Source organism: Actinosynnema sp. NPDC037264 (assembly GCF_055603705.1).
The window spans coordinates 86,628-108,883 of record NZ_JBVJVK010000008.1; the positions used below are offsets into that span (position 1 = coordinate 86,628).

The 22,256-nt window shown below is 72.2% G+C and carries 25 protein-coding genes; 15 read left to right on the plus strand and 10 right to left on the minus strand.

Annotation, left to right across the window (positions count from 1 at the left end; all coding sequences use genetic code 11):
* Positions 1-33 precede the first annotated feature (33 nt).
* The 4 genes from dop to prcA all read left to right on the plus strand — a co-directional run bounded on the left by dop (position 34) and on the right by prcA (position 3,557).
* Positions 34-1,527 (plus strand): depupylase/deamidase Dop, encoded by a 1,494-nt coding sequence (gene dop / locus ACZ7GX_RS12505; RefSeq protein ID WP_498775847.1) that lies wholly within the window; start codon positions 34-36, stop codon positions 1,525-1,527.
* Between the two features lie 84 nt (positions 1,528-1,611).
* Entirely contained in the window at positions 1,612-1,806 is a 195-nt protein-coding gene (locus tag ACZ7GX_RS12510; RefSeq protein ID WP_053716644.1) for a ubiquitin-like protein Pup, read from the plus strand.
* 34 nt (positions 1,807-1,840) lie between these two features.
* Positions 1,841-2,689 carry a proteasome subunit beta gene (gene prcB / locus ACZ7GX_RS12515; protein WP_498775849.1) on the plus strand — a complete coding sequence of 283 codons (849 nt, stop codon included), beginning with the start codon at positions 1,841-1,843 and terminating at the stop codon, positions 2,687-2,689.
* Positions 2,690-2,744: 55 nt separating this feature from the next.
* Positions 2,745-3,557, plus strand: coding sequence for a proteasome subunit alpha (gene prcA / locus ACZ7GX_RS12520; protein ID WP_498775851.1), 813 nt, complete (start codon positions 2,745-2,747; stop codon positions 3,555-3,557).
* A 55-nt stretch (positions 3,558-3,612) separates the two neighbouring features.
* Here prcA and ACZ7GX_RS12525 read toward each other — a convergent pair whose 3' ends face one another.
* Positions 3,613-3,858 carry a hypothetical protein gene (locus ACZ7GX_RS12525; RefSeq protein ID WP_498775853.1) on the minus strand — a complete coding sequence of 82 codons (246 nt, stop codon included), beginning with the start codon at positions 3,856-3,858 and terminating at the stop codon, positions 3,613-3,615.
* A gap of 562 nt (positions 3,859-4,420) precedes the next feature.
* Between ACZ7GX_RS12525 and ACZ7GX_RS12530 the strand changes: the two genes are divergently transcribed.
* Entirely contained in the window at positions 4,421-4,645 is a 225-nt protein-coding gene (locus tag ACZ7GX_RS12530; protein ID WP_498775855.1) for a hypothetical protein, read from the plus strand.
* A gap of 54 nt (positions 4,646-4,699) precedes the next feature.
* On the opposite strand, the gene ACZ7GX_RS12535 is transcribed toward ACZ7GX_RS12530, so the two are convergent.
* The 6 genes from ACZ7GX_RS12535 to ACZ7GX_RS12560 all read right to left on the minus strand — a co-directional run bounded on the left by ACZ7GX_RS12535 (position 4,700) and on the right by ACZ7GX_RS12560 (position 11,745).
* A complete protein-coding gene (locus ACZ7GX_RS12535; RefSeq protein WP_498775857.1) occupies positions 4,700-6,241 on the minus strand; it encodes a glycerol-3-phosphate dehydrogenase/oxidase in 1,542 nt (513 codons plus the stop codon).
* The gene (gene glpK / locus ACZ7GX_RS12540; protein ID WP_498775859.1) at positions 6,234-7,724 is read right to left on the minus strand and encodes a glycerol kinase GlpK; all 1,491 of its coding nucleotides are present in this window, start codon (positions 7,722-7,724) and stop codon (positions 6,234-6,236) included. Before glpK ends, ACZ7GX_RS12535 begins: the two co-directional genes overlap by 8 nt.
* Positions 7,725-7,737: 13 nt before the next feature.
* The gene (locus ACZ7GX_RS12545) at positions 7,738-8,448 is read right to left on the minus strand and encodes an MIP/aquaporin family protein (protein WP_498775861.1); all 711 of its coding nucleotides are present in this window, start codon (positions 8,446-8,448) and stop codon (positions 7,738-7,740) included.
* A 103-nt stretch (positions 8,449-8,551) separates the two neighbouring features.
* Positions 8,552-9,319, minus strand: coding sequence for an IclR family transcriptional regulator (locus ACZ7GX_RS12550; RefSeq protein ID WP_498775863.1), 768 nt, complete (start codon positions 9,317-9,319; stop codon positions 8,552-8,554).
* Between the two features lie 57 nt (positions 9,320-9,376).
* On the minus strand, positions 9,377-10,273 hold the full coding sequence (locus ACZ7GX_RS12555; RefSeq protein ID WP_498775865.1) for a bifunctional helix-turn-helix transcriptional regulator/GNAT family N-acetyltransferase: 897 nt from the start codon (positions 10,271-10,273) through the stop codon (positions 9,377-9,379).
* A 38-nt stretch (positions 10,274-10,311) separates the two neighbouring features.
* Positions 10,312-11,745, minus strand: a complete 1,434-nt coding sequence (locus ACZ7GX_RS12560) for a bifunctional phosphatase PAP2/diacylglycerol kinase family protein (RefSeq protein ID WP_498775867.1) — start codon at positions 11,743-11,745, stop codon at positions 10,312-10,314.
* Positions 11,746-11,825: 80 nt separating this feature from the next.
* Here ACZ7GX_RS12560 and pafA point away from each other — a divergent pair, with 80 nt between their 5' ends.
* The 3 genes from pafA (at position 11,826) to ACZ7GX_RS12575 (ending at position 14,712) form a co-directional block, all read left to right on the plus strand.
* Positions 11,826-13,184, plus strand: coding sequence for a Pup--protein ligase (gene pafA, locus ACZ7GX_RS12565; RefSeq protein ID WP_053716655.1), 1,359 nt, complete (start codon positions 11,826-11,828; stop codon positions 13,182-13,184).
* Positions 13,185-13,283: 99 nt separating this feature from the next.
* Complete coding sequence (locus ACZ7GX_RS12570; protein ID WP_498775870.1) at positions 13,284-13,844, plus strand: ArsR/SmtB family transcription factor; 561 nt, start codon at positions 13,284-13,286, stop codon at positions 13,842-13,844.
* On the plus strand, positions 13,837-14,712 hold the full coding sequence (locus ACZ7GX_RS12575) for an SRPBCC family protein (protein ID WP_498775872.1): 876 nt from the start codon (positions 13,837-13,839) through the stop codon (positions 14,710-14,712). Before ACZ7GX_RS12570 ends, ACZ7GX_RS12575 begins: the two co-directional genes overlap by 8 nt.
* Here the strand turns inward: ACZ7GX_RS12575 and ACZ7GX_RS12580 are convergent.
* Complete coding sequence (locus ACZ7GX_RS12580; protein ID WP_498776133.1) at positions 14,699-15,319, minus strand: response regulator; 621 nt, start codon at positions 15,317-15,319, stop codon at positions 14,699-14,701. The two genes, ACZ7GX_RS12575 and ACZ7GX_RS12580, sit on opposite strands and share 14 nt — an antisense overlap.
* A gap of 5 nt (positions 15,320-15,324) precedes the next feature.
* A complete protein-coding gene (locus ACZ7GX_RS12585; protein WP_498775874.1) occupies positions 15,325-16,290 on the minus strand; it encodes a sensor histidine kinase in 966 nt (321 codons plus the stop codon).
* A gap of 139 nt (positions 16,291-16,429) precedes the next feature.
* Between ACZ7GX_RS12585 and ACZ7GX_RS12590 the strand changes: the two genes are divergently transcribed.
* From ACZ7GX_RS12590 to ACZ7GX_RS12620, 7 genes are all read left to right on the plus strand, one after another.
* A complete protein-coding gene (locus tag ACZ7GX_RS12590) occupies positions 16,430-16,936 on the plus strand; it encodes a GlcG/HbpS family heme-binding protein (RefSeq protein ID WP_498775876.1) in 507 nt (168 codons plus the stop codon).
* A 184-nt stretch (positions 16,937-17,120) separates the two neighbouring features.
* Positions 17,121-18,107: a helix-turn-helix transcriptional regulator gene (locus tag ACZ7GX_RS12595; protein WP_498775878.1), complete on the plus strand. Its 987-nt coding sequence runs from the start codon at positions 17,121-17,123 to the stop codon at positions 18,105-18,107.
* The gene (locus ACZ7GX_RS12600; RefSeq protein ID WP_498775880.1) at positions 18,104-19,075 is read left to right on the plus strand and encodes a helix-turn-helix transcriptional regulator; all 972 of its coding nucleotides are present in this window, start codon (positions 18,104-18,106) and stop codon (positions 19,073-19,075) included. The genes ACZ7GX_RS12595 and ACZ7GX_RS12600 overlap by 4 nt, the downstream gene beginning before the upstream one ends.
* A gap of 18 nt (positions 19,076-19,093) precedes the next feature.
* On the plus strand, positions 19,094-19,360 hold the full coding sequence (locus ACZ7GX_RS12605) for a bacteriophage holin (protein WP_498775882.1): 267 nt from the start codon (positions 19,094-19,096) through the stop codon (positions 19,358-19,360).
* On the plus strand, positions 19,353-19,697 hold the full coding sequence (gene tatA, locus ACZ7GX_RS12610) for a Sec-independent protein translocase subunit TatA (protein ID WP_498775884.1): 345 nt from the start codon (positions 19,353-19,355) through the stop codon (positions 19,695-19,697). Before ACZ7GX_RS12605 ends, tatA begins: the two co-directional genes overlap by 8 nt.
* Positions 19,698-19,817: 120 nt before the next feature.
* Complete coding sequence (gene tatC / locus ACZ7GX_RS12615; protein WP_498776135.1) at positions 19,818-20,729, plus strand: twin-arginine translocase subunit TatC; 912 nt, start codon at positions 19,818-19,820, stop codon at positions 20,727-20,729.
* A gap of 38 nt (positions 20,730-20,767) precedes the next feature.
* The gene (locus tag ACZ7GX_RS12620) at positions 20,768-21,652 is read left to right on the plus strand and encodes a diacylglycerol/lipid kinase family protein (RefSeq protein WP_498775886.1); all 885 of its coding nucleotides are present in this window, start codon (positions 20,768-20,770) and stop codon (positions 21,650-21,652) included.
* On the opposite strand, the gene ACZ7GX_RS12625 is transcribed toward ACZ7GX_RS12620, so the two are convergent.
* Positions 21,636-22,121 (minus strand): hypothetical protein, encoded by a 486-nt coding sequence (locus ACZ7GX_RS12625; RefSeq protein ID WP_498775888.1) that lies wholly within the window; start codon positions 22,119-22,121, stop codon positions 21,636-21,638. The genes ACZ7GX_RS12620 and ACZ7GX_RS12625 overlap by 17 nt on opposite strands.
* Positions 22,122-22,256: the final 135 nt, after the last annotated feature.

Sequence of the window (22,256 nt, forward strand, 5' to 3'; positions counted from 1 at the left end):
CGGTGTGTCGGTGGAACGTCGTAGTCTGCGTACATGCGGCGGATCATGGGAACCGAAGTCGAGTACGGCATCTCGGTGCCGGGTGACGCGACGGCGAACCCGGTGCTCACCTCGACACAGGTCGTGCTGGCCTACGCGGCGGCCGCCGACATACCGCGGGCGCGCCGGGCGCGCTGGGACTACGAGGTCGAATCGCCGCTGCGCGACGCGCGCGGCTTCGACCTCGGCACGCCCGGCGGCCACCCCGGCGACAGCGACGTCGAGGACCTGGGCGCGGCCAACGTGATCCTCACCAACGGCGCGCGCCTCTACGTCGACCACGCGCACCCGGAGTACTCCGCGCCCGAGGTCACCAACGCGCGCGACGCGGTGATCTGGGACAAGGCGGGGGAGCGGGTGATGGAGGAGGCCGCGATGCGCGCGGCCACCGTCCCCGGCCAGCCCCGGTTGCAGCTCTACAAGAACAACGTGGACGGCAAGGGCGCCAGCTACGGCACCCACGAGAACTACCTGATGCAGCGCAGCACGCCGTTCACCGCGGTGATCGCCGGGCTCACGCCGTTCTTCGCGTCCCGCCAGGTCGTGGTCGGCTCCGGCCGCGTCGGCATCGGCGCGGCGGGCGAGGAGGCGGGCTACCAGCTGTCCCAGCGCTCCGACTACATCGAGGTCGAGGTCGGCCTGGAGACCACGCTCAAGCGCGGCATCATCAACACCCGCGACGAGCCGCACGCCGACGCGGACAAGTACCGCCGGCTGCACGTCATCATCGGCGACGCGAACCTCGCCGAGTACTCCACCTACATCAAGTGCGGCTCCACGTCGCTGGTGCTCGACATGATCGAGGCCGGCCGCCGGTTCGACGACCTGCGGTTGCAGGAGCCGGTCCGGGCGGTGCACCAGATCAGCCACGACCCGACCCTCAAGGTGAAGGTCGAGCTGGCGAGCGGGCGCAAGTTCACCGGGTTGGACCTGCAGTTCGCCTACTACGAGCGCGCCGCCGCGTTCGTCGAGCAGGAGGGCTACGGCGACCGGGACGTGCTGCGCGTGTGGGGCGAGGTGCTCGACGCGCTGGCCCGCGACCCGCAGGAGTGCGCCGACCGCCTCGACTGGGTGGCGAAGCTGCGGTTGCTCGAAGGCTATCGCGCCCGGGACGGCCTGGCCTGGGGCTCGCCCCGGCTGTCGCTGGTCGACCTGCAGTACTCCGACGTGCGGCTGGACAAGGGCCTGTACAACCGGCTGGTGGCCCGCGGCTCGATGAAACGCCTGGTCAGCGAGGAGGAGGTGCGGGCGGCCATCCTGTCGCCGCCGGAGGACACCCGCGCCTACTTCCGCGGTCGCTGCCTGGAGCGCTACCCCACCTCGGTGGCCGCCGCGTCGTGGGATTCGGTGATCTTCGACCTCGGTCGGGAATCACTCGTCCGGATCCCCACCCTGGAACCGCTGCGCGGCACGAAAGCGCACGTCGGAGCCCTGCTGGAGGCCTCGGACACGGCCGAGCAGCTGGTGGAGGCGCTTACCCGGGGCTGATCAACAAACCCGAGTGGCAGGCGCAGGATGTCGTACCTGGTGGGTAGTGTTTAACTCGCAGGACCCGAAGACCGGGAGGTCGACATGGCCCAGGAACAGGTTCAGCGCCAAGGCGGCGGTGACGGCGACGAGAACGGCGACGGCGCGGCCGGCGCCGGCCAGGAACGCCGGGAGAAGCTCGGCGAGGACGTCGACGCCATCCTCGACGAGATCGACGACGTGCTCGAGGAGAACGCCGAGGACTTCGTCCGCGCGTACGTGCAAAAGGGCGGCGAGTAAGAAGCCGCCGGCGGGACAGGAGAGAAACTCACACATGGACCACAGCTCGACCGGGCACTACCCGGCCGCGTCGTTGCCCCCGGCCTACCTCAGGCCGGGGTCGTCGTCGTTCACCGATTTCCTCCGCGCCCAGGCCCCCGAACTGCTGCCGTCGAGCCGCACCCTGCCCGAGGGCAGCGCGGTGCAGGCCCCGCACGGCACGACCATCGTCGCCCTCACGTTCAAGGGCGGCGTGGTGATCGCGGGCGACCGGCGCGCCACGATGGGCAACGTGATCGCCCAGCGCGACATGAAGAAGGTGTTCATCACCGACGACCACTCGGCGGTGGGGATCGCGGGCACGGCGGGCATCGCGGTCGAGATCGTCCGGCTCTACGCGGTCGAGCTCCGGCACTACGAGAAGATCGAGGGCGTCTCGCTGTCGTTGGACGGCAAGGCGAACCGGCTCTCCGCTATGATCAAGGGCAACCTCGACGCCGCGCTCGCGGGCCTGGCGGTCGTGCCGCTGTTCGCGGGTTTCGACATCGACGCGCCGGACCCGGACCGCGCGGGCCGCATCATCTCCTACGACGTGACCGGCGGGCGGTACGAGGAGTCGCAGGGCTACCAGGCCGTCGGCTCCGGTTCGCTGTTCGCGAAGTCGGCGATGAAGAAGCTGTACGACCCGGACGCGGACGCCGAGGCCGCCACCAGGACCGCGATCGAGGCGCTGTACGACGCGGCCGACGACGACTCGGGCACCGGCGGCCCGGACGTGATCCGCAAGATCTACCCGGTCGTCGTGACGATCACCGCCGACGGCGCGGCCCACCTGCCCGACGCGGACACCGCGACGTTGGCCGAGTCGGTCGTCGAGGGCCGCAAGGCCAGGCCGGCGGGCTGAGCGCCGTGTCGACCCCCATCCCCACCCGCATCCGCCGAGCCCGGGAGCCGCAGCAGTGACGATGCCGTTGTACGCCTCACCCGAGCAGATCCTCCGCGATCGCGCGGAGTACGCCCGGAAGGGCATCGCCCGAGGCCGGAGCGTCGTCGTGCTCCGGTACGCCGACGGCGTGCTGTTCGTGGCGGAGAACCCGTCCGCGACGCTGCACAAGGTGTCCGAGATCTACGACCGCATCGCGTTCGCCGCGGTCGGCCGCTACAGCGAGTTCGAGAACCTGCGCCAGGCGGGCATCCGGTTCGCCGACATCCGCGGGTACCAGAACGACCCGCGCGACGTGACGGGCCGCTCGCTGGCGAACGTCTACGCCCAGACCCTGGGCTCGATCTTCGCCGAGCAGATCAAGCCGCTGGAGGTGGAGATCTGCGTGGCCGAGGTCGGCGTCGACCCCGAGCAGGACACGCTGTACCGGCTGACCTACGACGGCTCGATCGTGGAAGAGCCGCAGTACGTCGTGATGGGCGGCCAGGCCGAGGCCACGGGCACCGCCCTCAAGGACGCCTACACCGAGGCGCAGCCGCTGGCCGACGCCGTGCGCACCGCGGTGAAGGCGCTCAGCGCCGGCAGCACCACCACCGGCAACGGCAAGCCCGACCTCCTCGACCGCGGCAAGCTGGAGGTCGCGGTCCTGGAACGCTCCCGGCCGCGTCGCGCGTTCCGCCGCATCACGGGCGCCGCTCTCGCCGCCCTCCTCCCGGGCGACGACGCGGCACCCGCCGACGAGGCCAAGGCCGCCGAACCACCCGCCAAGGGCACCAAGCGCAAGCCCGTGACGGACGTGAACCTGCCGCCGAACGACGACAAGCCGTAGGTTCCGCCACTGACGGCGAAGGCCCCCGACACCGCGTCGGGGGCCTTCGCCGCGTTCACAGGAAGATCTTGACCAGCTGGTCGCGCCCCTCGTGGTCGCGCAGCACCACCTGGTTGCCCGCGCGCAGCTCCGAGTCGACGAACTCGTAGATCAGCAACGCCCGGTTGACCAGGTCGACCTTCTTGAGCCCGGTCCGGTCCTGCAACTTGCCCAACGCCTCGACCGCCTCCGCGATCAGCGCGACGTTCACCCGATCCGCGACGGCGGGCTTGTCCGACGTGGCCCGCTCGACCGACGACATGTGCACCTTCCTCCGACTTGCCCCCTGCCCACCATTGTCGCAGACGCCGCAGCGATCAACCACATTTCCAGTGGCGAAAATGTGGCGAACCGGTTGCGCACGGCTGCGGAAGCGGTACTGTAGGTCATGTCACCACTGGGTGGCCAGGACCACGAGGGGCGTTCGCGCCCCGGCGAGAGGAGTTCTCGTGACTCGTTTGTGCTTCGGCGCACGCGAAGGCCCCTGACAGGGGTCGCCCGGCCTCGGAATCGACCACCGTTCCGACGCGGGGCAGCCACGAGGACTTCATCCTCGTCGCACGGGGTGCGACGAGGAGGGGGAGGCAGCTCGCTGTTCGGAGTTCCGGGGGGAGCTCGCGCAGCGGATACCTCCCAAGGTGGTTCTCCGGCGTGCTGTGCCCGCAGTGGGCGTACCTGTCCGGAGAGGAAAGGGCACTTCACCCATGAGTGCCGCAACGCCGGATCGGGCATTGTCCGGGTCCGGCACGGAAGAGGGCTGGGGTGAACCCAGTCGCGAAGCGCGGGTGCGCGTGGAGAAGTCGGGACTCAGGGTGGAAGTGGCCGTGCCCTCCAGCCAGGCTCCCCGACTGCTCACCGCCGCAGTCCTCGCGATGGTGATGGTCGGGGCCGTGGTCGGCCCCGTGGCCACGCTCCGGGCGGTCCCGGTGGACTTCCCGGTGTGGGCGACCGTCGGCTTGGTCGTCGGTCAGATCGGCCTGCTCGGGCTGATCGCGTTGATCGCGCGACGGGCGTCCGGGTCCGGCAGAGGGATCGGACGGCGGAGCTGACGCGAAAGGGGCACTCGGGAGAGTGCCCCTTTCGCGTGGTCGGGCGTGGTCGGCCTACGCGATGGCCTTGGCCAGCAACCGCCCCGTGCGCTCGCGCACCGACGGCGTGTCCAGCCCGCGCACCACCACGGTGGTCCGCCGCCGCAGCACGTCGTCCACCTCGGTCGCCCACTCGTACCGCTGCGCGTGCGCCACCTGCGCCCAGATGTCCGGCCCGTCCGGGTGCACCCGGTCCAGCAACGACGGGTCGTCCGACGCCAGCGCCAGCACCTCGTGGCTCACCGTGCCGTAGTGCGTGGCCAGGTGCCGGAGCACGTCGTCCGGCACCGACGGCAGCTCGCGGCCCAGCTGCGCGCTCACCCGGTCGGGCAGGGCCGCGCCCGGCAACGCCGACGGCACGCCGTCGAACGCGTGCGACAGGTCCCGGCCCAGCGCCTCGCCGACGCGCGCCAGCACCGACGCGCCGATGCGCCGGAACGTGGTCCACTTGCCGCCCGCCACGCTGATCATCCCGCCACGACCGCGGGTGATCACGGTCTCCCGCTTGGCGTGGCTGGTGTCGCCGGACCCGCCGGGCAGCACCCGGAGCCCGGCGAACGCGTACGCCAGCCGCGACCGGTCCAACGCCGACGCGACGATGCCGACCGACGCCTCACCGAGGATCTGGTCGACGTCGGCGGGCGAGCACCGCACGTCGGCCGGGTCGCCCTCGTACGGCTCGTCGGTCGTGCCCAGCAGGAGTTGCCCCTCCCACGGGATGGCGAACGACACCCGCACGTCGTCCACCGGGATGGTCATCGCCGCACGCCACGGCTCGTCCGTCTTCAGCACGAGGTGCGCGCCCTTGGACAGCCGGATGCTCGGCGCGGCCGCCGCGTCCTCCATCCGCCGCACCGAGTCCAGCCACGGCCCGGTCGCGTTGACCACCACCGACGCGTCCAGCCCGAACTCGCCGCCGTCCACCTTGTCGAGCAGCTCGACCCCGGTCACCAGCCCGCCGCGCTTGCGCAGGCCCGTCACCTCGACGTGGTTCAGCAGCACGGCGCCCGCTTCGGCCGCCGCACGCGCCGCCGTGATGGCCACGCGCGCGTCGTTCATCTGGTGGTCGTAGTACAGCGCCGCGCCGCGCAGGCCCTCGGTCCGCAGGTGGGGCACGTGCTCCACGGCCCGCCGCGCCGACAGCACCTTGCCGACGCCGTCGCCGAACCCGGACAGCGCCGAGTACAGCACCACGCCCGCGCCGAGCACCGACCGCGAGTGCGGCCCGCCCCGGTACACCGGCACCAGGAACGGCAGCGGCCGGACCAGGTGCGGCGCCAGGTGGTCGCCCAGCGCGCGCCGCTCGGCGTGGTTCTCCCGCACCATCGGCACCGCGCCCGGACCCATCGCCAGGTACCGCAGGCCGCCGTGCACGAGCTTGGACGACGCGCTGGACGTGGCGCCCGCGAAGTCTCCCGCCTCCACCAGCGCCACCCGCAGGCCCGACCGGGCCGCCGCCCACGTGGTGGCGATGCCCAGCGCGCCGCCGCCGATCACGACCAGGTCGAAGGCGCCGTGTCCCAGCGCCTCGCGCGCCCTGGCCCGTTGCTCACTCATCGTTGTCGTCCTCGTCAATCCAGCCGACGGTCCGCTCGACCGCCTTCTTCCACTTGCGGTAGCCCTTGTCGCGGGTCTTCGCGTCCATGCCGGGCAGCCACTCGGCGGCCTTGTGCCAGTTCTCGCGCAGGCTCTCGGTGTCCGACCAGTAGCCGACCGCGAGGCCCGCCGCGTAGGCCGCGCCCAGGCAGGTGGTCTCGGCGACGATCGGCCGCACCACGGGCACGTCCAGCACGTCGGACAGGAAGCCCATGAGCAGGTTGTTGGCCGTCATGCCGCCGTCGACCTTCAACGCGACCAGTTCCACGCCGGAGTCGGCGTTCATCGCGTCCACGACCTCCCGGGTCTGCCAGGCGGTGGCCTCCAGCACCGCGCGGGCGATGTGGCCCTTGTCGATGTAGCCGGTGAGGCCCGCGATGATGCCGCGCGCGTCGGACCGCCAGTGCGGCGCGAACAGGCCGGAGAACGCGGGCACGAAGTACGCGCCGCCGTTGTCCTGCACCGACCGCGCGAGCGTCTCGATCTCGGGCGCGCTGGAGATCAGCCCCATCTTGTCCCGGAACCACTGCACCAACGCGCCGGTGACCGCGATCGCGCCCTCCAGCGCGTACGCGGCCGGCTGGTCGCCGATCTTGTAGCCGACCGTGGTCAGCAGGCCGTTCTCCGACACCACCGGCTTGTCGCCGGTGTTGACCAGCAGGAAGCTGCCGGTGCCGTAGGTGCACTTGCCCTCGCCGGGCGAGTAGCAGGTCTGGCCGAACAGCGCCGCCTGCTGGTCGCCGAGCGCGGAGGCCACCGGGACGCCTTCCAGCGTGCCGGTCGCGGTGCCGTAGACCTCCGCGGACGAGCGGATCTCCGGCAGCATCGCCTTGGGCACGCCGATCGCGTCGACCAGCTCGTCGTCCCAGTCCAGCGTCTCCAGGTTCATCAGCATGGTGCGGCTGGCGTTGGTGACGTCGGTGACGTGGCGGCCGGTGAGCTTCCAGATCAGCCAGGTGTCCATGGTGCCGAACAGCACCTCGCCCGCCTCGGCGCGGGCGCGCAGGCCGTCGACGTGGTCGAGCAGCCAGCGGACCTTGGGCCCGGAGAAGTAGGTGGCCAGCGGCAGGCCGCACTTCTCGCGGAACCGGTCCTGCTCGCCGAGCTCCTTGACCAGCTGGTCGGTGCGGGTGTCCTGCCAGACGATCGCGTTGTGCACGGGCTTGCCGGTGGCCTTGTCCCACACCAGCGTGGTCTCGCGCTGGTTGGTGATGCCGACGGCGGCCAGGTCGTGCACGGTCAGCGAGGCCTTCTGCAGCGCGCCGTGCACGACGTCGAGCACGTTGGCCCAGATCTCCTCGGCGTCGTGCTCGACCCAGCCGGGCTTGGGGAAGATCTGCCGGTGCTCCTTCTGCGCCACGGACACGATCGCGCCGCCGTGGTCGAAGACGATGCAGCGTGAGGAGGTCGTGCCCTGGTCGATGGCGGCGATGTAGGTGCTCACGGTGGGACGCTCCTCAGTAGACGGCGATGTCGACGAGCCCGGCCAATGCTCCGCCGATCAGGGGACCGACGACGGGGATCCAGGCGTATCCCCAGTCCGATCCACCCTTTCCGGGGATCGGCAGGACGGCGTGCGCGAGGCGGGGGCCCAGGTCGCGCGCGGGGTTGATGGCGTAGCCGGTGGGCCCGCCGAGGGACATGCCGATGCCGACGACCAGCAGGGCGACGATCAGCACGCCGGTGCCGGAGGTCTCCAGGCCCTTGGTCTGGCCGGTCGCCAGGATGACGAACACCAGCACGAACGTGGCGATGACCTCGGTGGTCAGGTTCTGCGCGCGGTGGCGGACCTCGGGGCCGGTGGCGAAGACGCCGAGCACGTCGCCGGTGTTGGCGCGGAACTGGCCGAGGTAGGCGAGGTAGCACAGGACGGCGCCGGTGAACGCGCCGAGGAGCTGGGCGAGCAGGTAGAGCGGGACGGTGCTCCACTCGCCGTTGTGGATGGCCAGGCCGACGGTGACGGCCGGGTTGAGGTGCGCGCCGGACAGCGGCGCGACCGCGTAGGCACCCGCGAGGACCGCGAAGCCCCAGCCGAACGTGATCACCACCCAGCCCGCGCCGTTCGACTTGGACTTCGCCAGCACCACGCCCGCGACGACGCCGTTGCCGAGCAGCAACAGCAGTGCGGTGCCCAGGAACTCACCGATGAAGATCGACTGGTTGGTCATCCACGCGCCCTCTCTGGCCTGAATGCCGTTCGACAATGTCGTACGGTGCGCGTGAATCCTGTGCCGACGCTCACAAGATGTCAACCCTTCCGGAACGCCCTCGTCACCAGGGGATGGCGCCGAGCTCGCGCGAGATGGACCGCGCGGCCTCGCGCACGTAGGACACGAGGTCCGTGCGCGGCTGCTTCTTCTCGTCGCACAGGCGCTCGACGGGCCCGGAGATCCCGACCGCGCCCACCGTCACCAGCCGCCGGTCCCGGATCGGGGCCGCCAGCGACACTTCGCCCTCGACCAGCTCTTCGACCTCCGACGCCCAGCCGCGCTGCCTGACCTGCTCCAACGCGTCGCCGAGCCGGTCGAGGTCGGTGATCGTGGCGGCGGTGTAGGACTTGAGCGGCTCGTCGTCGGCGAGGCCGAGGCCGACCGGGTCGTCGGCGAGCAGGACCTTGCCCAACGCGCTGGCGTGCGAGGGGAGCAGCGCGCCGACTTCGAGGACCTGGCGGGAGTTGTCCGGCCGGAAGACGTGGTGCACGACCAGGACCTGGTTCTCGTGCAGGGTGCCGATGCGGACGCTCTCCATGCTGCGCGAGGCCAGCGAGTCCGACCAGTTCAGCGCGCGGGTGCGCAGCTCGTTGCCGTCGAGGTAGCTGCTGCCGATGTGGAACAGCGCCGCGCCGAGCTGGTACTTGCCCGTGTCCGGCGACTGCTCGACGAACCCGACCAGCTGCAACGTGCGGAGGATGCCGTGCACGGTCGGTTTCGGCAGGTCGAGGGCTCGGGCGAGTTCCGCCACCCCCATCCGCCGCGCACCGCTGGCCAGCAGCCGCAGCACCGCGGCTGCCCGTTCGATGGACTGGATGGGACCGGGCACGCGATCACTCTAGCGCTTCACCGTTCGACCATGTCGAACTGCTGGAATCGCGGCGCGTCACAGGTGCAGCGACCAGGTCTGCGCCTCCACGTCCCGCCCGAACAGGCGTTCCGGCGTGCTCTCGTCGAGGGTGAAGCCGACCTTCTCGTAGAGGTGCCGCGACGCCGCCAGGCCCGCCACGGTCCACAGCTCCATCCGCTCGTACCCGGCCCGGCGGGCGAAGCGGAGGCACTCGTCGACCAGTCGCGCGCCGATGCCCAGGCCCCGTGCGGCGGGTTCGACGAGCAGCAGGCGGAGCTTGGCGGTGCGGTCGTCGACCCGCATGCAGAAGATCGAGCCGACCGGTTCGCCGTCGACCTCGGCGATCCACGCCGCCTCGTGGTCGGGGCAGTGGCGCGCCCCGTACTCGCCCGCGACCCGTGCCACCAGCGCCTCGAAGGTCTGGTCGAAACCGCACTCCTCCGCGTACCGCACCCCGTGCCGGTTGACCACCCACCCGAGGTCGCCCGGGCGCAACGGCCGCAGCAGGTACGACCGGGGCGTGCCGGTGAGCAGGCGTTCGACCTTCCGCATCGAGGCCACCAGCTCGACCCGGTCCGCCGGCGGCACCCGGTCCAGCAGTGCGCCGATCTCGGCGTCGGACCGGGCGTTCAGGTCGGCGAACACGGACTCGCCGTGCGGGGTGAGCGCGACGACGTGGCGGCGCGAGTCGCGCTCGGACACCGTGCGGGTCACCAGGCCGTCCCGGTCGAAGCGGGTCAGGATGCGGCTGAGGTAGCCCGCGTCCAGCGACAGCGCCGCGCGGAGGTCGGCCGCCTCGCGGGGGCCCGCGGCCAGCTCGAACAGCACCCGCACCTCGGTCAGCGAGTACGGCGAGGCCAGGTAGCCGCGGTCGAGCACACCGATCACGCCGGTGTAGAAGCGGTTGAACGCGCGGACGTCCGCGACCGTCATCGTTGACTCCCTCAACAGAAACGTTGACGGAGTCAACCTTATCCCTGTGGTCGGTAGACGGCCAGGGCCGCGGGCCGGGACCGGAACTCGAACGTCGAGCCCGTGGGGCCGACCTCGCCGTCCGTCGCGATCGCCACCGCGCCGTCGAGCAGCCGCACGTCCAGCCACCGCGTCTCCAGGTGACCGTAGGTCCGGCTGCGGTGCAGGGAGCCGAGCAGCGCGCCGAGGAAGAACCGCGCCCGGGAGAACCGGGTGTCGGCGCGGATGTACCGGACGTCCATCAGCCCCGCGTCCAGGGCGGGCCGCATCGTCGGCGCGAAGCCCTTCGGCCGGTACGGGCCGTTGCCGACGAACAGCATCCACACCAGCCGCCGCTCGCCGTTCAGCTCCACCCGCAGCGGCCGCGACGTGCGCAGCACCCGGGCCAGCGCGATCGCCGCCGCCGGCCACTTGCCCCACCTGCCCTGCAACTTCTCCCGCAGCCGCACCATGTCGGGGTAGCCGCCGAGGCTCGCGGTGTTGACGAACCAGCGCGGCCCGGCGCCGTCGACGGACACCGCCGCGAGGTCCACCAGCGCGCCGTCGCCGTCGGTGACCGCCCGCGCGCTGTCGTCCAGCCCCTGCACGCCCACGTCACGAGCGAAGTGGTTCAACGTCCCGGACGGCACCAGGACCAGCGGCAGCCGGTGCGCCGCGGCCAGCGCGGCGACCGCGGCCACCGACCCGTCACCGCCCGCCACCCCCAGTGCCTGCGGAGCGTGATCGGCGATCACCGTGTCGAGATCCTCGATTCCCACGATCGTGGCTTTCGGCCATTCGCGGAGGATCTCGTCCGTCGGATCGCCCCCGACCAGGCCCGCGCTCGGGTTCACCACGACCGCGAGACCTTCGCCGTCGACCAGGGCCGCCAACGCCCGGTGCTCGCGCGCCGACGCGGGCTCGGTCCGCCCCAACGGCCACCAACGCCTGGTCAGCAGGGCCGCGCCGACCCCGATCGCGGCGCCTGCGGCCACGTCGGACGGCCAGTGCACGCCGGTGTGCACCCGCGAGTAGGCCACCGCCGCCGCGACCGGCGCGATCGCCGCCCCCAGCGCGGGCGACTCCATCGCCACCGCCGTGGTGAACGCCGCCGCCGACGCCGCGTGCCCGGACGGGAACGACGACGACGTGGGACGCCTCGTCAGCCGCCGGGGCACGTGGAGCAGGTCGGCGGCGGGCCGGCGGCGCGGGAACAGGCGTTTCGCGACCAGGCTCGCGGAGAAGCTCGCGCCGCCGATCGCGGCCACCCCGCGCAACCCCGCGCGCCGCGTCACCCCTTTGCGCACCGCCAGCACGCCCGCGACGGCGAGCCACAACACGCTGTGGTTGGCGGCGCGCGACAATCGCTTCATGCCCTCGTCGACGGGCGAGGCGCGCAGCTCCCCGGTTCGGCTCATCAGGGCCAGGTCCAGGCGGTTCACTCGTCGGAGCACACAAGAACGTTATCCGCGAAATCGGCGCGACGCCCGATTGGATCACTGAGGAAAGCTCCGAATGCGCCTACTGTTGAGGGATGCAGCGGCGGATCTTCGGCATTGAGACTGAGTTCGGGGTGACCTGCACCTTCCACGGGCAGCGCAGGCTGTCCCCGGATGAGGTCGCGCGTTATCTGTTCCGCCGGGTCGTCTCGTGGGGACGCTCGTCGAACGTCTTCCTGCGCAACGGCTCTCGGCTCTACCTGGACGTGGGCTCGCACCCCGAGTACGCGACGGCGGAATGCGACGACCTCGCCCAGCTCGTCACGCATGACAAGGCTGGTGAGCGCATCCTCGAGGACCTGCTCGTCGACGCCGAGCGCAGGCTCGCCGACGAGGGCATCGGGGGAGACATCTTCCTGTTCAAGAACAACACCGACTCCGCGGGCAACTCCTACGGTTGCCACGAGAACTACCTGGTCGCGCGGGCGGGGGAGTTCTCCCGCATCGCCGACGTCCTGCTGCCGTTCCTGGTGACGAGGCAGCTCATCTGCGGCGCGGGCAAGGTGCTCCAGACGCCGCGCGGAGCGGTCTACTGCCTCTCGCAGCGGGCCGAGCACATCTGGGAGGGCGTGTCCAGCGCCACCACCCGGTCCCGCCCGATCATCAACACCCGCGACGAGCCGCACGCCGACGCCGAGCGCTACCGCAGGCTCCACGTCATCGTCGGCGACTCGAACATGTCCGAGGTGACCACGCTGCTCAAGGTGGGCAGCGCGAACCTGGTGCTCGAGATGATCGAGCAGGGCGTCCAGTTCCGCGACTTCAGCCTGGACAACCCGATCCGCGCGATCCGCGAGATCAGCCACGACCTGACCGGCAGGCGCACCGTGCGGCTGGCGGGCGGCAAGGAGGCCTCGGCGCTGGACATCCAGCGCGAGTACTACGAGCGCGCGGTGGAGCACGTGGCCAAGCGCGCGCCGGACCCCATGGCCGAACGGGTGCTGGAGCTGTGGGGCCGCACGTTGGACGCGGTCGCGTCGGAGGACCTGTCCAAGATCGACCGCGAGATCGACTGGGCCATCAAGTACCGGCTGATGGAGCGCTACCAGGCCAAGCACGACATGGACCTGTCCAACCCGCGCATCGCCCAGCTCGACCTCGCCTACCACGACATCCGGCGCGGCCGGGGCATCTTCGACCTGCTCCAGCGCAAGGACCAGGTGGAGCGGGTGACCGACGACGGCGAGATCGAGGCCGCCAAGGACACCCCGCCGCAGACCACGCGGGCCAAGCTGCGCGGTGACTTCATCGCCGCCGCGCAGGCCGCGGGCCGCGACTTCACCGTCGACTGGGTGCACCTGAAGCTCAACGACCAGGCGCAGCGCACCGTGCTGTGCAAGGACCCGTTCCGCGCCGTGGACGAGCGCGTGGAACGGCTGATCTCCTCGCTCTAGCCGGGCGGGGCACGACGGGACGACCCCGGGCCGCGTGGCCCGGGGTCTCTCTCGGCCCTATTGACAAAACAGATTTTTACGTACAACATGATTTTTGCGATGAGAGACGTCCTGTACCTGGAGCAGATCGAGCAGGCCGAGGCACTGCTCAAGCCGCAGCGCATCGAGGTGCTGCGGCAACTGGCCGAGCCGCGGTCGTGCACCGAGGTGGCCGCCGCGCTCGACCAGACCCCGCAGCGGGTCTACTACCACGTGAAACGCCTGGTCGAAGCCGGTCTCGTGACGCAGGTGAACGAGCGGCGCGTGCGCGGCATCAACGAAGGCGTGTACCAGGCGAGCGCGCGCTCGTACTGGCTGTCGCCGGGCCTGGTCGGCCGGCTCGGGCTGCGCCGGGCGCAGGACGAGCTGAGCCTGGGGTACCTGCTGGACCTCGTGGAACGGGTCCAGGCGGACATCGCGGGCCTCGACCGGACCCGGCCCGAGCTGCCGTCGCTCGGCGTCTCGGGCGAGATCCGGGTGCGGCCCGAGCAGCGGCAGCAGTTCTTCGACGACCTGAAGACGACCTTGCAGGACCTGTTCGCCCGCTACGGCGGCGCGGAGGGCGACGCCTTCCGGCTGGCCGTGGCGTGCTACCCGAAGGAGGAGGAGACCGATGAGTGAGACCGTGGTCCTTCGCGCCCGCACCACCGCGCCCGTCGACCGGGTGCGACGGGCCGTGACCGACGCCGGGGAGCTGGGCACGTGGCTGGCCGAGCACGCGGCCGTGGAGCTGCCCGACCGGTTCGAGTTCTGGGGCCGCACCACCCCCGAGGGCGACGCGCCGCACCAGACGCTGCGGCACGTGGGCGAGGACTCGCTGCGCTTCGACTGGAGGGTCGGCGGCGAGGACACCACCGTCGAGATCGGGTGGGCCGAGGAGGGCGGCGACACCGTGGTCACGCTGTCGCAGAGCCACTTCCCGGGCTGGGACGTGGCCGTCGTGGAGACCAGCGTGCTCGGCTACCTGTACACCTACTGGTGCCTGTCGCTGGCCAACCTGGTCGACCACGTCGAAGGCCGCCCGCTGACGCCGAAGGTGGACTTCGCCACCACCGAGATGCGCGGCGAGGTGCTCATCGGCGCGCCGGTCGACGCGGTGGCCCACTCGCTGGTCGACGCTGGGCAGTACACCCGGTGGTTCGGCGCGAAGATCGACATCGAGGCGTGGGAGGGCGGCCGGGTCGCCATGGGCGGGTTCGACCAGAACCCGCAGCCCGCGAAGGTGGTCGACTTCGAGCCCGGCAGGCGGATGGGCATCGACTGGGGCGGCATGGTGTCGACCTGGGAGCTGGCCGAGTCCGACGGCGGCACCCGGCTGACGTTCGTGCAGAGCGGGTTCGACACCGACCTGCCGCCGTACGGCGCGTGGGCGGGCTGGCTGTCGGGCGTGGCGGAGCTGCGCCGGTTCCACGAGCTGCCCGACTGGCGGCCGATCTGGCTGCGGCCGGAGGTGCCCGGCCTGCCCGAGGGCATGCTCACGGAGAGCTGAGGCGGATCAGCTTCAGCTCGACGGCGGTCCGCACGGCCGCCGTCCGGGTGTCCACGCCCAGCTTGTCGAAGATCCGCACCAGGTGCGTCTTCACCGTCGCCTCGCTGATGAACAGCGCCTTGGCGATCTCGCGGTTCGACAGGCCGCGGGCGAGGTGGTCGAGGATCTGCACCTCGCGCTTGGTCACGGCGGGGGTGGTCGCCGGCCGCAGCAGGCGGCGGGCGATGTCGGGGGACAGCACGGTGCGGCCCGCGGAGGCCTGGCGGACCGCGGCGGCCAGCTCGTCGGGCGGGCAGTCCTTGAGCAGGTAGCCGGTCGCGCCCGCCTCGACCGCGCGCACCACGTCCGCGTCCGAGTCGTACGTGGTCAGCACCACGACCTGCGGCGGGTCGGGCAGGGCGCGCAGCCGCCGGGTGGCCTCCACGCCGTCGATGCCCGCGCCGAGCCGCAGGTCCATCAGCACCACGTCAACGCCCCTGGTCGCGGCGAGGCGGACCGCGTCCTCGCCCGTGGCGGCCTCGGCGACCACCTCGAAGTCGCGGGCCAGCAGCCCGGCCAGGCCGAACCGGACCACCGGGTGGTCGTCCACCACCAGCACCCGCAACAGGCCGGTCACGGCGTCGGCACGCTCACGGCCAGCGCCGTGCCCTCGCCCGGCGCGCTCTCCACCGTCATCGTGCCGCCGAGCTCGGCGACCCGGTCGCGGATCGCGTCCAGCCCGTAGCCCCGGCCCGGTTCCGGGCGGACCGCGGCCGGGTCGAACCCGCGGCCATCGTCGCGCACGTCGAGCGTCACCGCGTCGCCCAGGTACGTTAGCGTCAGGACGGCGGTGGTGGCGTCGGCGTGCTCCCGGACGTTCGCCAGCGCGCCCTGCGCGACCCGCAGCAACGCCACCTCCACCGGCACCGGCAGCGGGTACGGCTCGCCCTCCACCTCGACCCGGTCGCACAGGGCGCGCAGCGCGTCGGTCAGCGTGCGGTCGCTCAACGGCGAGAGGTCGCGGACGAACCGGCGCGCCTCGGCGAGGTTCTCCTTGGCCACCTCGCGGGCGCGGTCGGTGTCGCCGAGCTCGAGGAGCAGCGTGATGCTGGACAGGCCCTGCGCCAGCGTGTCGTGGATCTCCCGGGCCAGCCGCTGCCGTTCCCGCAGCGCACCGGCCTGGTGCAGCAGCCGGCGGCGGTCGAAGAACACGGCCGCGGTGATCACCGCGACGCCGACCGGGCCGAGCACCAGGCTCGGCTCGACCGTCTCGGCCAGCCGCACCTGCGCGAGCACCACCGCGGCGGTGAGCACGCCGGCCAGCGGCACGGCCACCCGCGGCCGCAGCTGCCGCAGGCACTGGAAGAACAGGGGGATCGCGCACCAGCCGAAGCTCGGCGCCAACCACACCAGCGCCAACCACAGCGCGAGCACGGCGGGCAGCGCGCCGGTCCACCGCACCCCGAACGGGTAGGCCGCGCCCAGCACGGCGGCGGTGAGCAGCACGACGGGCGCGACGCCGTGGTACGCGAGGTACCGCGCCGCCGACGCCGTCAGCAGCACGTAGAAGCCCGCGTGCATCGCCCGGTGCAGCCACACGGGGCCGACCCTAGGCCAGGTTCCGGCCCGCGGGGTCAACCGATGGGTTGAACGGGTGTCGACCGGAACCACCAGGTCGGGGCGGTCGGGCGCGGCCAGGCTCGGAACCGGCACGAAACCGGACGAGGAGGGTGTGGCGATGCGCAGGACCACGATCGCGGTGCTGGTGGCGTTGTCCGTGGCGGGAGCCGGCGGGTACGCGGTGGCCGACCAGCAGCACGGGCGCAGCGGCGTCGCGGTGCGGACCACGACGACCATCACGGTCGACGCGGCCGTCCAGGCGGCGCAGGCGGCGTTGGACGCTGCGGAGAAGGAGGGCCAGCGGGTCACGGTCGCCGTCGTCGACCGGGGCGGCGACCTGGTCGTGCTCCTGCACGGCGACGGCGCCGGGCCGCAGAGCGAGGAGTCGGCCCGCCGGAAGGCGTTCACGTCGGTGTCGTTCAACGCGCCGACGTCGGCGCTCGCGGGCCGGGTGACCGGCGACGGCGCGACGTTGCGCGACATCCCCGGCACGCTGTTCCTGGCCGGCGGGGTGCCGGTGGTGTCCGACGGCGCGCCCGTCGCGGGCATCGGTGTCGGCGGCGCCCCCAGCGGCGACCTCGACGAGCGCTTCGCCCGCGCGGGCCTCGCGGCGATCGGCGGCTGACCGGCGGCTGACCGGCCCGCGGCCGTGACCTGCGCGGACGGGGCGCTTCCCGGGCGGAACGGAGCCCGGGAGGCGCCCCGCCGGGCCGCGGCGTCCGGCCCGGCAATCGGCTGAACGGACCATTCATCCGCGTTCAGGGCGGGGATGGCGTCACCGGGCGTTCGTCCGGGGTTAGGGTTCCGGTGTGGCCATCGCACGTGCCGAACGGCTCGTCAACCTGGTGCTGTGCCTGCTGTCGACCCGGCAGTACCTGACCGCCGAGCGCATCCGCGCCATCGTCCCCGGCTATGCCGACGCCGCGACGGACGAGGCGTTCTTCCGCATGTTCGAACGCGACAAGACCGAGCTGCGCGACCTCGGCGTGCCGCTGGAGACCGGCCGCAGCACCGGCTTCGACGCGATCGACGGGTACCGCATCGCCCGCCGGGACTACGAGCTCGGCGACATCGACCTCGAACCCGACGAGGCCGCCGCCGTGGCGCTGGCCGCCCGGCTCTGGGACTCGCCGCAGTTCACCGGCGCCGCGCACGGCGCGCTCATCAAGCTCCGCGCCGCGGGCGTCGACGTCGACCAGGACGTGCACGTGCCGGTCGAGCCGAAGGTCCGCACCAGCGAACCCGCGTTCCCGCCGCTGCTCGCCGCCGTCCAGCAGGCGCGCGTGGTCGAGTTCGACTACCGCCGCCCCGTGTCGGTCGAGGTGCGCACCCGCACCGTCGAGCCGTGGGGCGTGGTCGCCTGGCGCGGCCGCTGGTACCTCGTCGGGCACGACCGCGACCGCGACGCGCCGCGCTGCTTCCGGCTCTCCCGCATCGTCGGCGACGTCCGCGCGGTCGGCAAGGCGGGCGCCGTGGCGCCGCCCGAGCAGTTCGACCTGCTGTCGTTCGTGGTCCGCAACCAGCCCGCCGCCGACCAGCAGCCCGCCACCGCCAAGCTGTGGGTCGCGCGGGGCCGGGCGCAGGGCGTGCGCAGGCGGGCGAAGGTCGTCGGCGCGCGGGACTTCGACGGCGAGCCCGGCGACGTGCTGGAGATCGAGCTGAGGTTCCCCGACTCGGCCGCCGGGTGGATCGCGGGCTTCGGCCCGGACGTGGTGGTGCTCGAACCGGAAGTGCTGGCCAAGACCGTGCGGGAGAAGCTGCTCGGCGCGCTGCGCGGGGCGGGGGTGCGCGCGTGAACGCCGCCACCGACCGGCTGCCCCGGCTGCTCGCCCTCGTGCCCTACCTGCTGGCCCGGCCCGGCATCCCGATCGACGAGGTCGCCGCCGACTTCGAGGTCACGCCCAAGCAGATCCGCAAGGACCTCGAACTGCTGTGGATGTGCGGCCTGCCCGGCTACGGCCCGGGCGACCTGATCGACCTGTCGTTCGAGGGCGAGACGGTCACCGTCACGTTCGACGCGGGCATGAGCCGCCCGCTGCGGCTGACCGCGGCCGAGGCGACGTCGCTGCTCGTGGCGCTGCGCGCGCTGGTCGAGACGCCCGGAGTGGCCGACCAGGACGCGGTGCAGCGGGCGGTGGCCAAGATCGAGGCCGCCGTCGGCCAGGCGCAGCCCGCCGGCGTGGCCGTGGGACTGGCCCTGCGGGAAGCGCCGGAGACGGCACGCGTGCGCGACGCGGTGTCCGACGGCGTGCGCCGCGGCCGTGCCCTGCACCTGCGCTACTACACGCCCTCGCGCGACGAGATCACCGCCCGGGTCGTGGACCCGATGCGGATGCTGCTGGTGGAGGGCCGCGGCTACCTGGAGGCCTGGTGCCGCGCGGCGGACGGCGTGCGGCTGTTCCGCCTCGACCGGATCGACGCCGTCGACGTGCTGGCCGAGCCCGCCGCCCCGCCGCCCCACGCGACGCCCACCGACACGTCGGAGGGGTTGTTCCAGCCGGACCCGTCGCAGCGCACGGCCGTGCTGGTGCTCGAACCGGACGCCCGCTGGGTGGCCGAGTACTACCCGACCGACGGCCTGGTCGAGTTGCCCGAAGGCCGCGCCAGGGTGCTCATGCGGTACGCCGACACGGCCTGGATGGTGCGGCTGCTGCTCGGGTTGGGCGGCGAAGCGCACGTGGAGCAGCCGCCCGACCTGGTGGCCGAGGTCGCCCGACAGGCCGAGGCGGCGTTGCGCCGGGCGGATCACCTCCCGGCAACCTAGGGCAAGTACGGTGGTGCCGTGCCGTACTTGCCGAGCCTGGTGCTGATCGTCTTCGGGGTGGTGGTGCTCGTCCCGATCGCGGTCCGAGTCATCCGATCCTTGCGTCGCTTCCGCGCCGCAAGCACTCTGGTGGGTGACAGGGTCGGCGACGGCGTCGGTCTGCTGCGGGCGCGCTCTGCCGCGCTCGGGGTGGCCATCGCCGAACGGCGTCCGGATCACGCCCGCGAGGGCAAGCCCCGCGTACCATCGGTGGACCGGGGGAGACAGGAGGACAACCGTGCCTAACCTCGGACCAACCGAGCTGATCATCATCGCCGTGGTGATCATCCTGCTCTTCGGCGCGAAGAAGCTGCCCGACATGGCGCGCTCGATCGGTCGTTCGGCGAAGATCCTCAAGGCCGAGACGAAGGGCCTGCGCAGCGAGGACGACCCGCAGCAGCAGGGCACGACGACGGCGCAGCAGGCGCCCGCGCCGCAGCAGCTGCCGCCCGCCCAGCCGCAGGTGGCCCAGCAGCCGGTCGCGCAGCCCCAGCAGGTCGCCCAGCCCGTGGCGCAGCCGCAGGTGGCCCAGCCGATCGAGCAGTCCGCGCAGAACCTGCAGAACAAGCAGAACACCAACTAGAACCGCGTCGACGAGAGCCTAAGGACGGTCCGCACGGTGGGGGCAAGTCCGGTCCGGTGGTGGGCCGAGCGCCGGGAGCGCCGCAAGATCACGAGTCGTCGGGCCAACCCGGACGGCACGATGTCGTTGAAGCACCACCTCTACGACCTCCGGCACCGCCTGGGTCTGGCGCTGCTGTTCATCGCGGGCGGTGCGATCTTCGGTTTCATCTGGTGGAGCTGGTACCCCTTCGGCCTGCCCAGCCTCGCCTCGATCGTCATCGACCCGTACTGCGGCATCCCGGAGACCCTGCGCCTCACCCAGGAGGGCAAGGGCTGCCAGCTGCTGCAGACCAAGCCGTTCGAGGCCTTCATGATCCGGTTGAAGGTCGGTGCCGGCGCGGGCATGGCGCTGACCGCGCCCCTGTGGCTCTACCAGGTGTGGCGGTTCATCTCGCCGGGCCTGTACGCCAAGGAGCGGCGCTTCGCCATCGTCTTCGTGGCGTGCGCGTCGGTGCTGTTCGTCGCGGGCGCCACGCTGGCGTTCTACATCGTGCCGCAGGGCCTGGCCGTGCTGATCGGCTTCGGTGACGAGCAGTTCATCACCGCCCTCACCGCCGGCGAGTACGTCAGCTTCGTCATGACGCTGCTGCTGATCTTCGGCGTGAGCTTCGAGCTGCCGCTGATCGTGGTGATGCTCAACCAGGTCGGCGTGGTCAGCTACGAGAAGCTGCGCAAGTGGCGGCGCGGCATCATCTTCGGCCTGTTCATCTTCGCCGCGATCGCCACCCCGGGCACCGACCCGATCTCCATGGTCGCGCTGGCCGTGGCGCTCGTGCTGCTGTTCGAGCTGGCGATCCAGATCGCCAGGGTGCACGACCGGCGCGTCGAGCGCAGGCGCAAGGCCGAGGGGCTGGACGACCTCGCGGACGACGAGGCCGCGCCGTTCGACTACACGCCGTCGGCGGTCGAGGAACCGTCACCCGAACCGGTGCCCACTCCCGACCCGACGCCGGCGCCGCCCGGCAAGGTTCGCTACGACGACGTGACCTGATCACTCGATCCGGTGAAGGCTTTGTAGGCTGCCGGACCATGTCGACGTCAACGCGGGCTGCCCTGCTGGTGTGCCCCACCTCGGGCAGGGGCAGGGCCGCGCGCATGGCCGGCACCGTCGCGGAACGGCTGCGCGGCGTGGTCGACCGGCTCGACCTCCACGTGGCGTCCAGCGCCGAGGGCACGGCCGAGGCCGCGCGCCGGGCGGTGGCCGACGGCGTCGACGTGCTCGTCGTCCTCGGCGGCGACGGCGGCGCGCACCTGGCCGTCCAGGCGTGCGCGCAGTCAGCGACGGCGCTGGCCGTGGTGCCCGCCGGCACCGGCAACGACCTGGCCGCGGCCCTCGGCACGACCTCCGTGGACGACGTGGTGACCGCGTTGCGCGAGGGCCACCGCACCAGGTTCGACCTCGGACGGGTGGAGCACGGCCCCTGGTTCGCCACCGTGCTGTGCGCGGGCTTCGACTCCGCGGTCAACGAGCGCGCGAACGCGATGCGCCGGCCCGCCGGACCACGCCGCTACGACCTGGCGATCCTGGCCGAGCTGGCGGCGCTGCGGCCGCAGCGGCTGGTCGTCGAGACCGAGGACGACGTGCTGGAACTGGACGCGCTGCTGGTCGCGGTCGGCAACACGACCAGCTACGGCGGCGGCATCCCGGTCTGCCCGGACGCCTCCACGAGCGACGGCCTGTTCGACCTGACCGTGGTGCGCGCCACGCCGCGCCGCACCCTGCTGCGGATGCTGCCCACCCTCCGCACCGGCCGGCACGTGGACCACCCCGCCGTGCGCACGCTCCGGGCCCGTTCCGCACGGCTGTCCGGGCCGACCTGGGTCGCCTACGCCGACGGCGAGCGGCTCGGCGGCGTGCCGCTGACCACCACGTGCGTCCCGGGCGCCCTCGTCGCCGTCACCGGTGCCGGCTGATCACGTCGCGCTTGCGCCACGAGCCGTGCGGCTCCGTCGTGCCCCGGTCGAACAGCCAGCCGGCGATGGTCAGCACCCCGTCCGCCGCGTCCAACGGCGTGCCGTGCGCCGACTCGACGGTCTCGATCTCGTGCCTGCCGCAGTCCCGGATCGCGTCGCAGCGGACCGAGATCTCACCCTCCACCTGCCACGGCGGAGGCGGTCGCAGCACGTTGCGGTGCGGGTCGCGCGGCAGCGAGACGTGCACGAGGAAGGCCACCTCCTCGAACTCGGCGAGCGCCGACAGCCCCGCGTAGGGCGCGCCGGGCAGGTGGTCGAACACCAGCCCGGCGCCCGGTCTGCCGAGGTGGCCGGCCAACCGCTCGATCCGCGCCTCGGCCAGCCTCAGCACGGCGAGCACCGGGTCGACCTCGACCAGGTCGGGGAACACCCACCGGAGGTCGCCCTCCGCCAACGGGATCGCTTCCACGGCTACCGAGTCTGCCCCATGGTCCATATTCATGGTCTTTATAACTTCAGTGTTGATTAAAAGAAGCGTCCCGGACCCGGTCGCGGCGCTGTTCCGGGTTCCACTGCGGATCTGAAGCGATTTTGTCGGTCCCGT

What these genes read in the sequence shown, in the direction of transcription:
- prcB (WP_498775849.1), top strand. Translation starts at nt 1,841, where the DNA reads ATGGACCACAGCTCGACCGGGCACTACCCGGCCGCGTCGTTGCCCCCG.
- ACZ7GX_RS12575 (WP_498775872.1), top strand. Translation starts at nt 13,837, where the DNA reads ATGAGTGAGACCGTGGTCCTTCGCGCCCGCACCACCGCGCCCGTCGAC.
- ACZ7GX_RS12570 (WP_498775870.1), top strand. Translation starts at nt 13,284, where the DNA reads ATGAGAGACGTCCTGTACCTGGAGCAGATCGAGCAGGCCGAGGCACTG.
- tatC (WP_498776135.1), top strand. Translation starts at nt 19,818, where the DNA reads ATGTCGTTGAAGCACCACCTCTACGACCTCCGGCACCGCCTGGGTCTG.
- ACZ7GX_RS12525 (WP_498775853.1), bottom strand. Translation starts at nt 3,858, where the DNA reads ATGTCGTCGGTCGAGCGGGCCACGTCGGACAAGCCCGCCGTCGCGGAT.
- ACZ7GX_RS12535 (WP_498775857.1), bottom strand. Translation starts at nt 6,241, where the DNA reads ATGAGTGAGCAACGGGCCAGGGCGCGCGAGGCGCTGGGACACGGCGCC.
- pafA (WP_053716655.1), top strand. Translation starts at nt 11,826, where the DNA reads ATGCAGCGGCGGATCTTCGGCATTGAGACTGAGTTCGGGGTGACCTGC.
- dop (WP_498775847.1), top strand. Translation starts at nt 34, where the DNA reads ATGCGGCGGATCATGGGAACCGAAGTCGAGTACGGCATCTCGGTGCCG.
- ACZ7GX_RS12555 (WP_498775865.1), bottom strand. Translation starts at nt 10,273, where the DNA reads ATGACGGTCGCGGACGTCCGCGCGTTCAACCGCTTCTACACCGGCGTG.
- ACZ7GX_RS12620 (WP_498775886.1), top strand. Translation starts at nt 20,768, where the DNA reads ATGTCGACGTCAACGCGGGCTGCCCTGCTGGTGTGCCCCACCTCGGGC.
- ACZ7GX_RS12510 (WP_053716644.1), top strand. Translation starts at nt 1,612, where the DNA reads ATGGCCCAGGAACAGGTTCAGCGCCAAGGCGGCGGTGACGGCGACGAG.
- ACZ7GX_RS12545 (WP_498775861.1), bottom strand. Translation starts at nt 8,448, where the DNA reads ATGACCAACCAGTCGATCTTCATCGGTGAGTTCCTGGGCACCGCACTG.
- ACZ7GX_RS12590 (WP_498775876.1), top strand. Translation starts at nt 16,430, where the DNA reads ATGCGCAGGACCACGATCGCGGTGCTGGTGGCGTTGTCCGTGGCGGGA.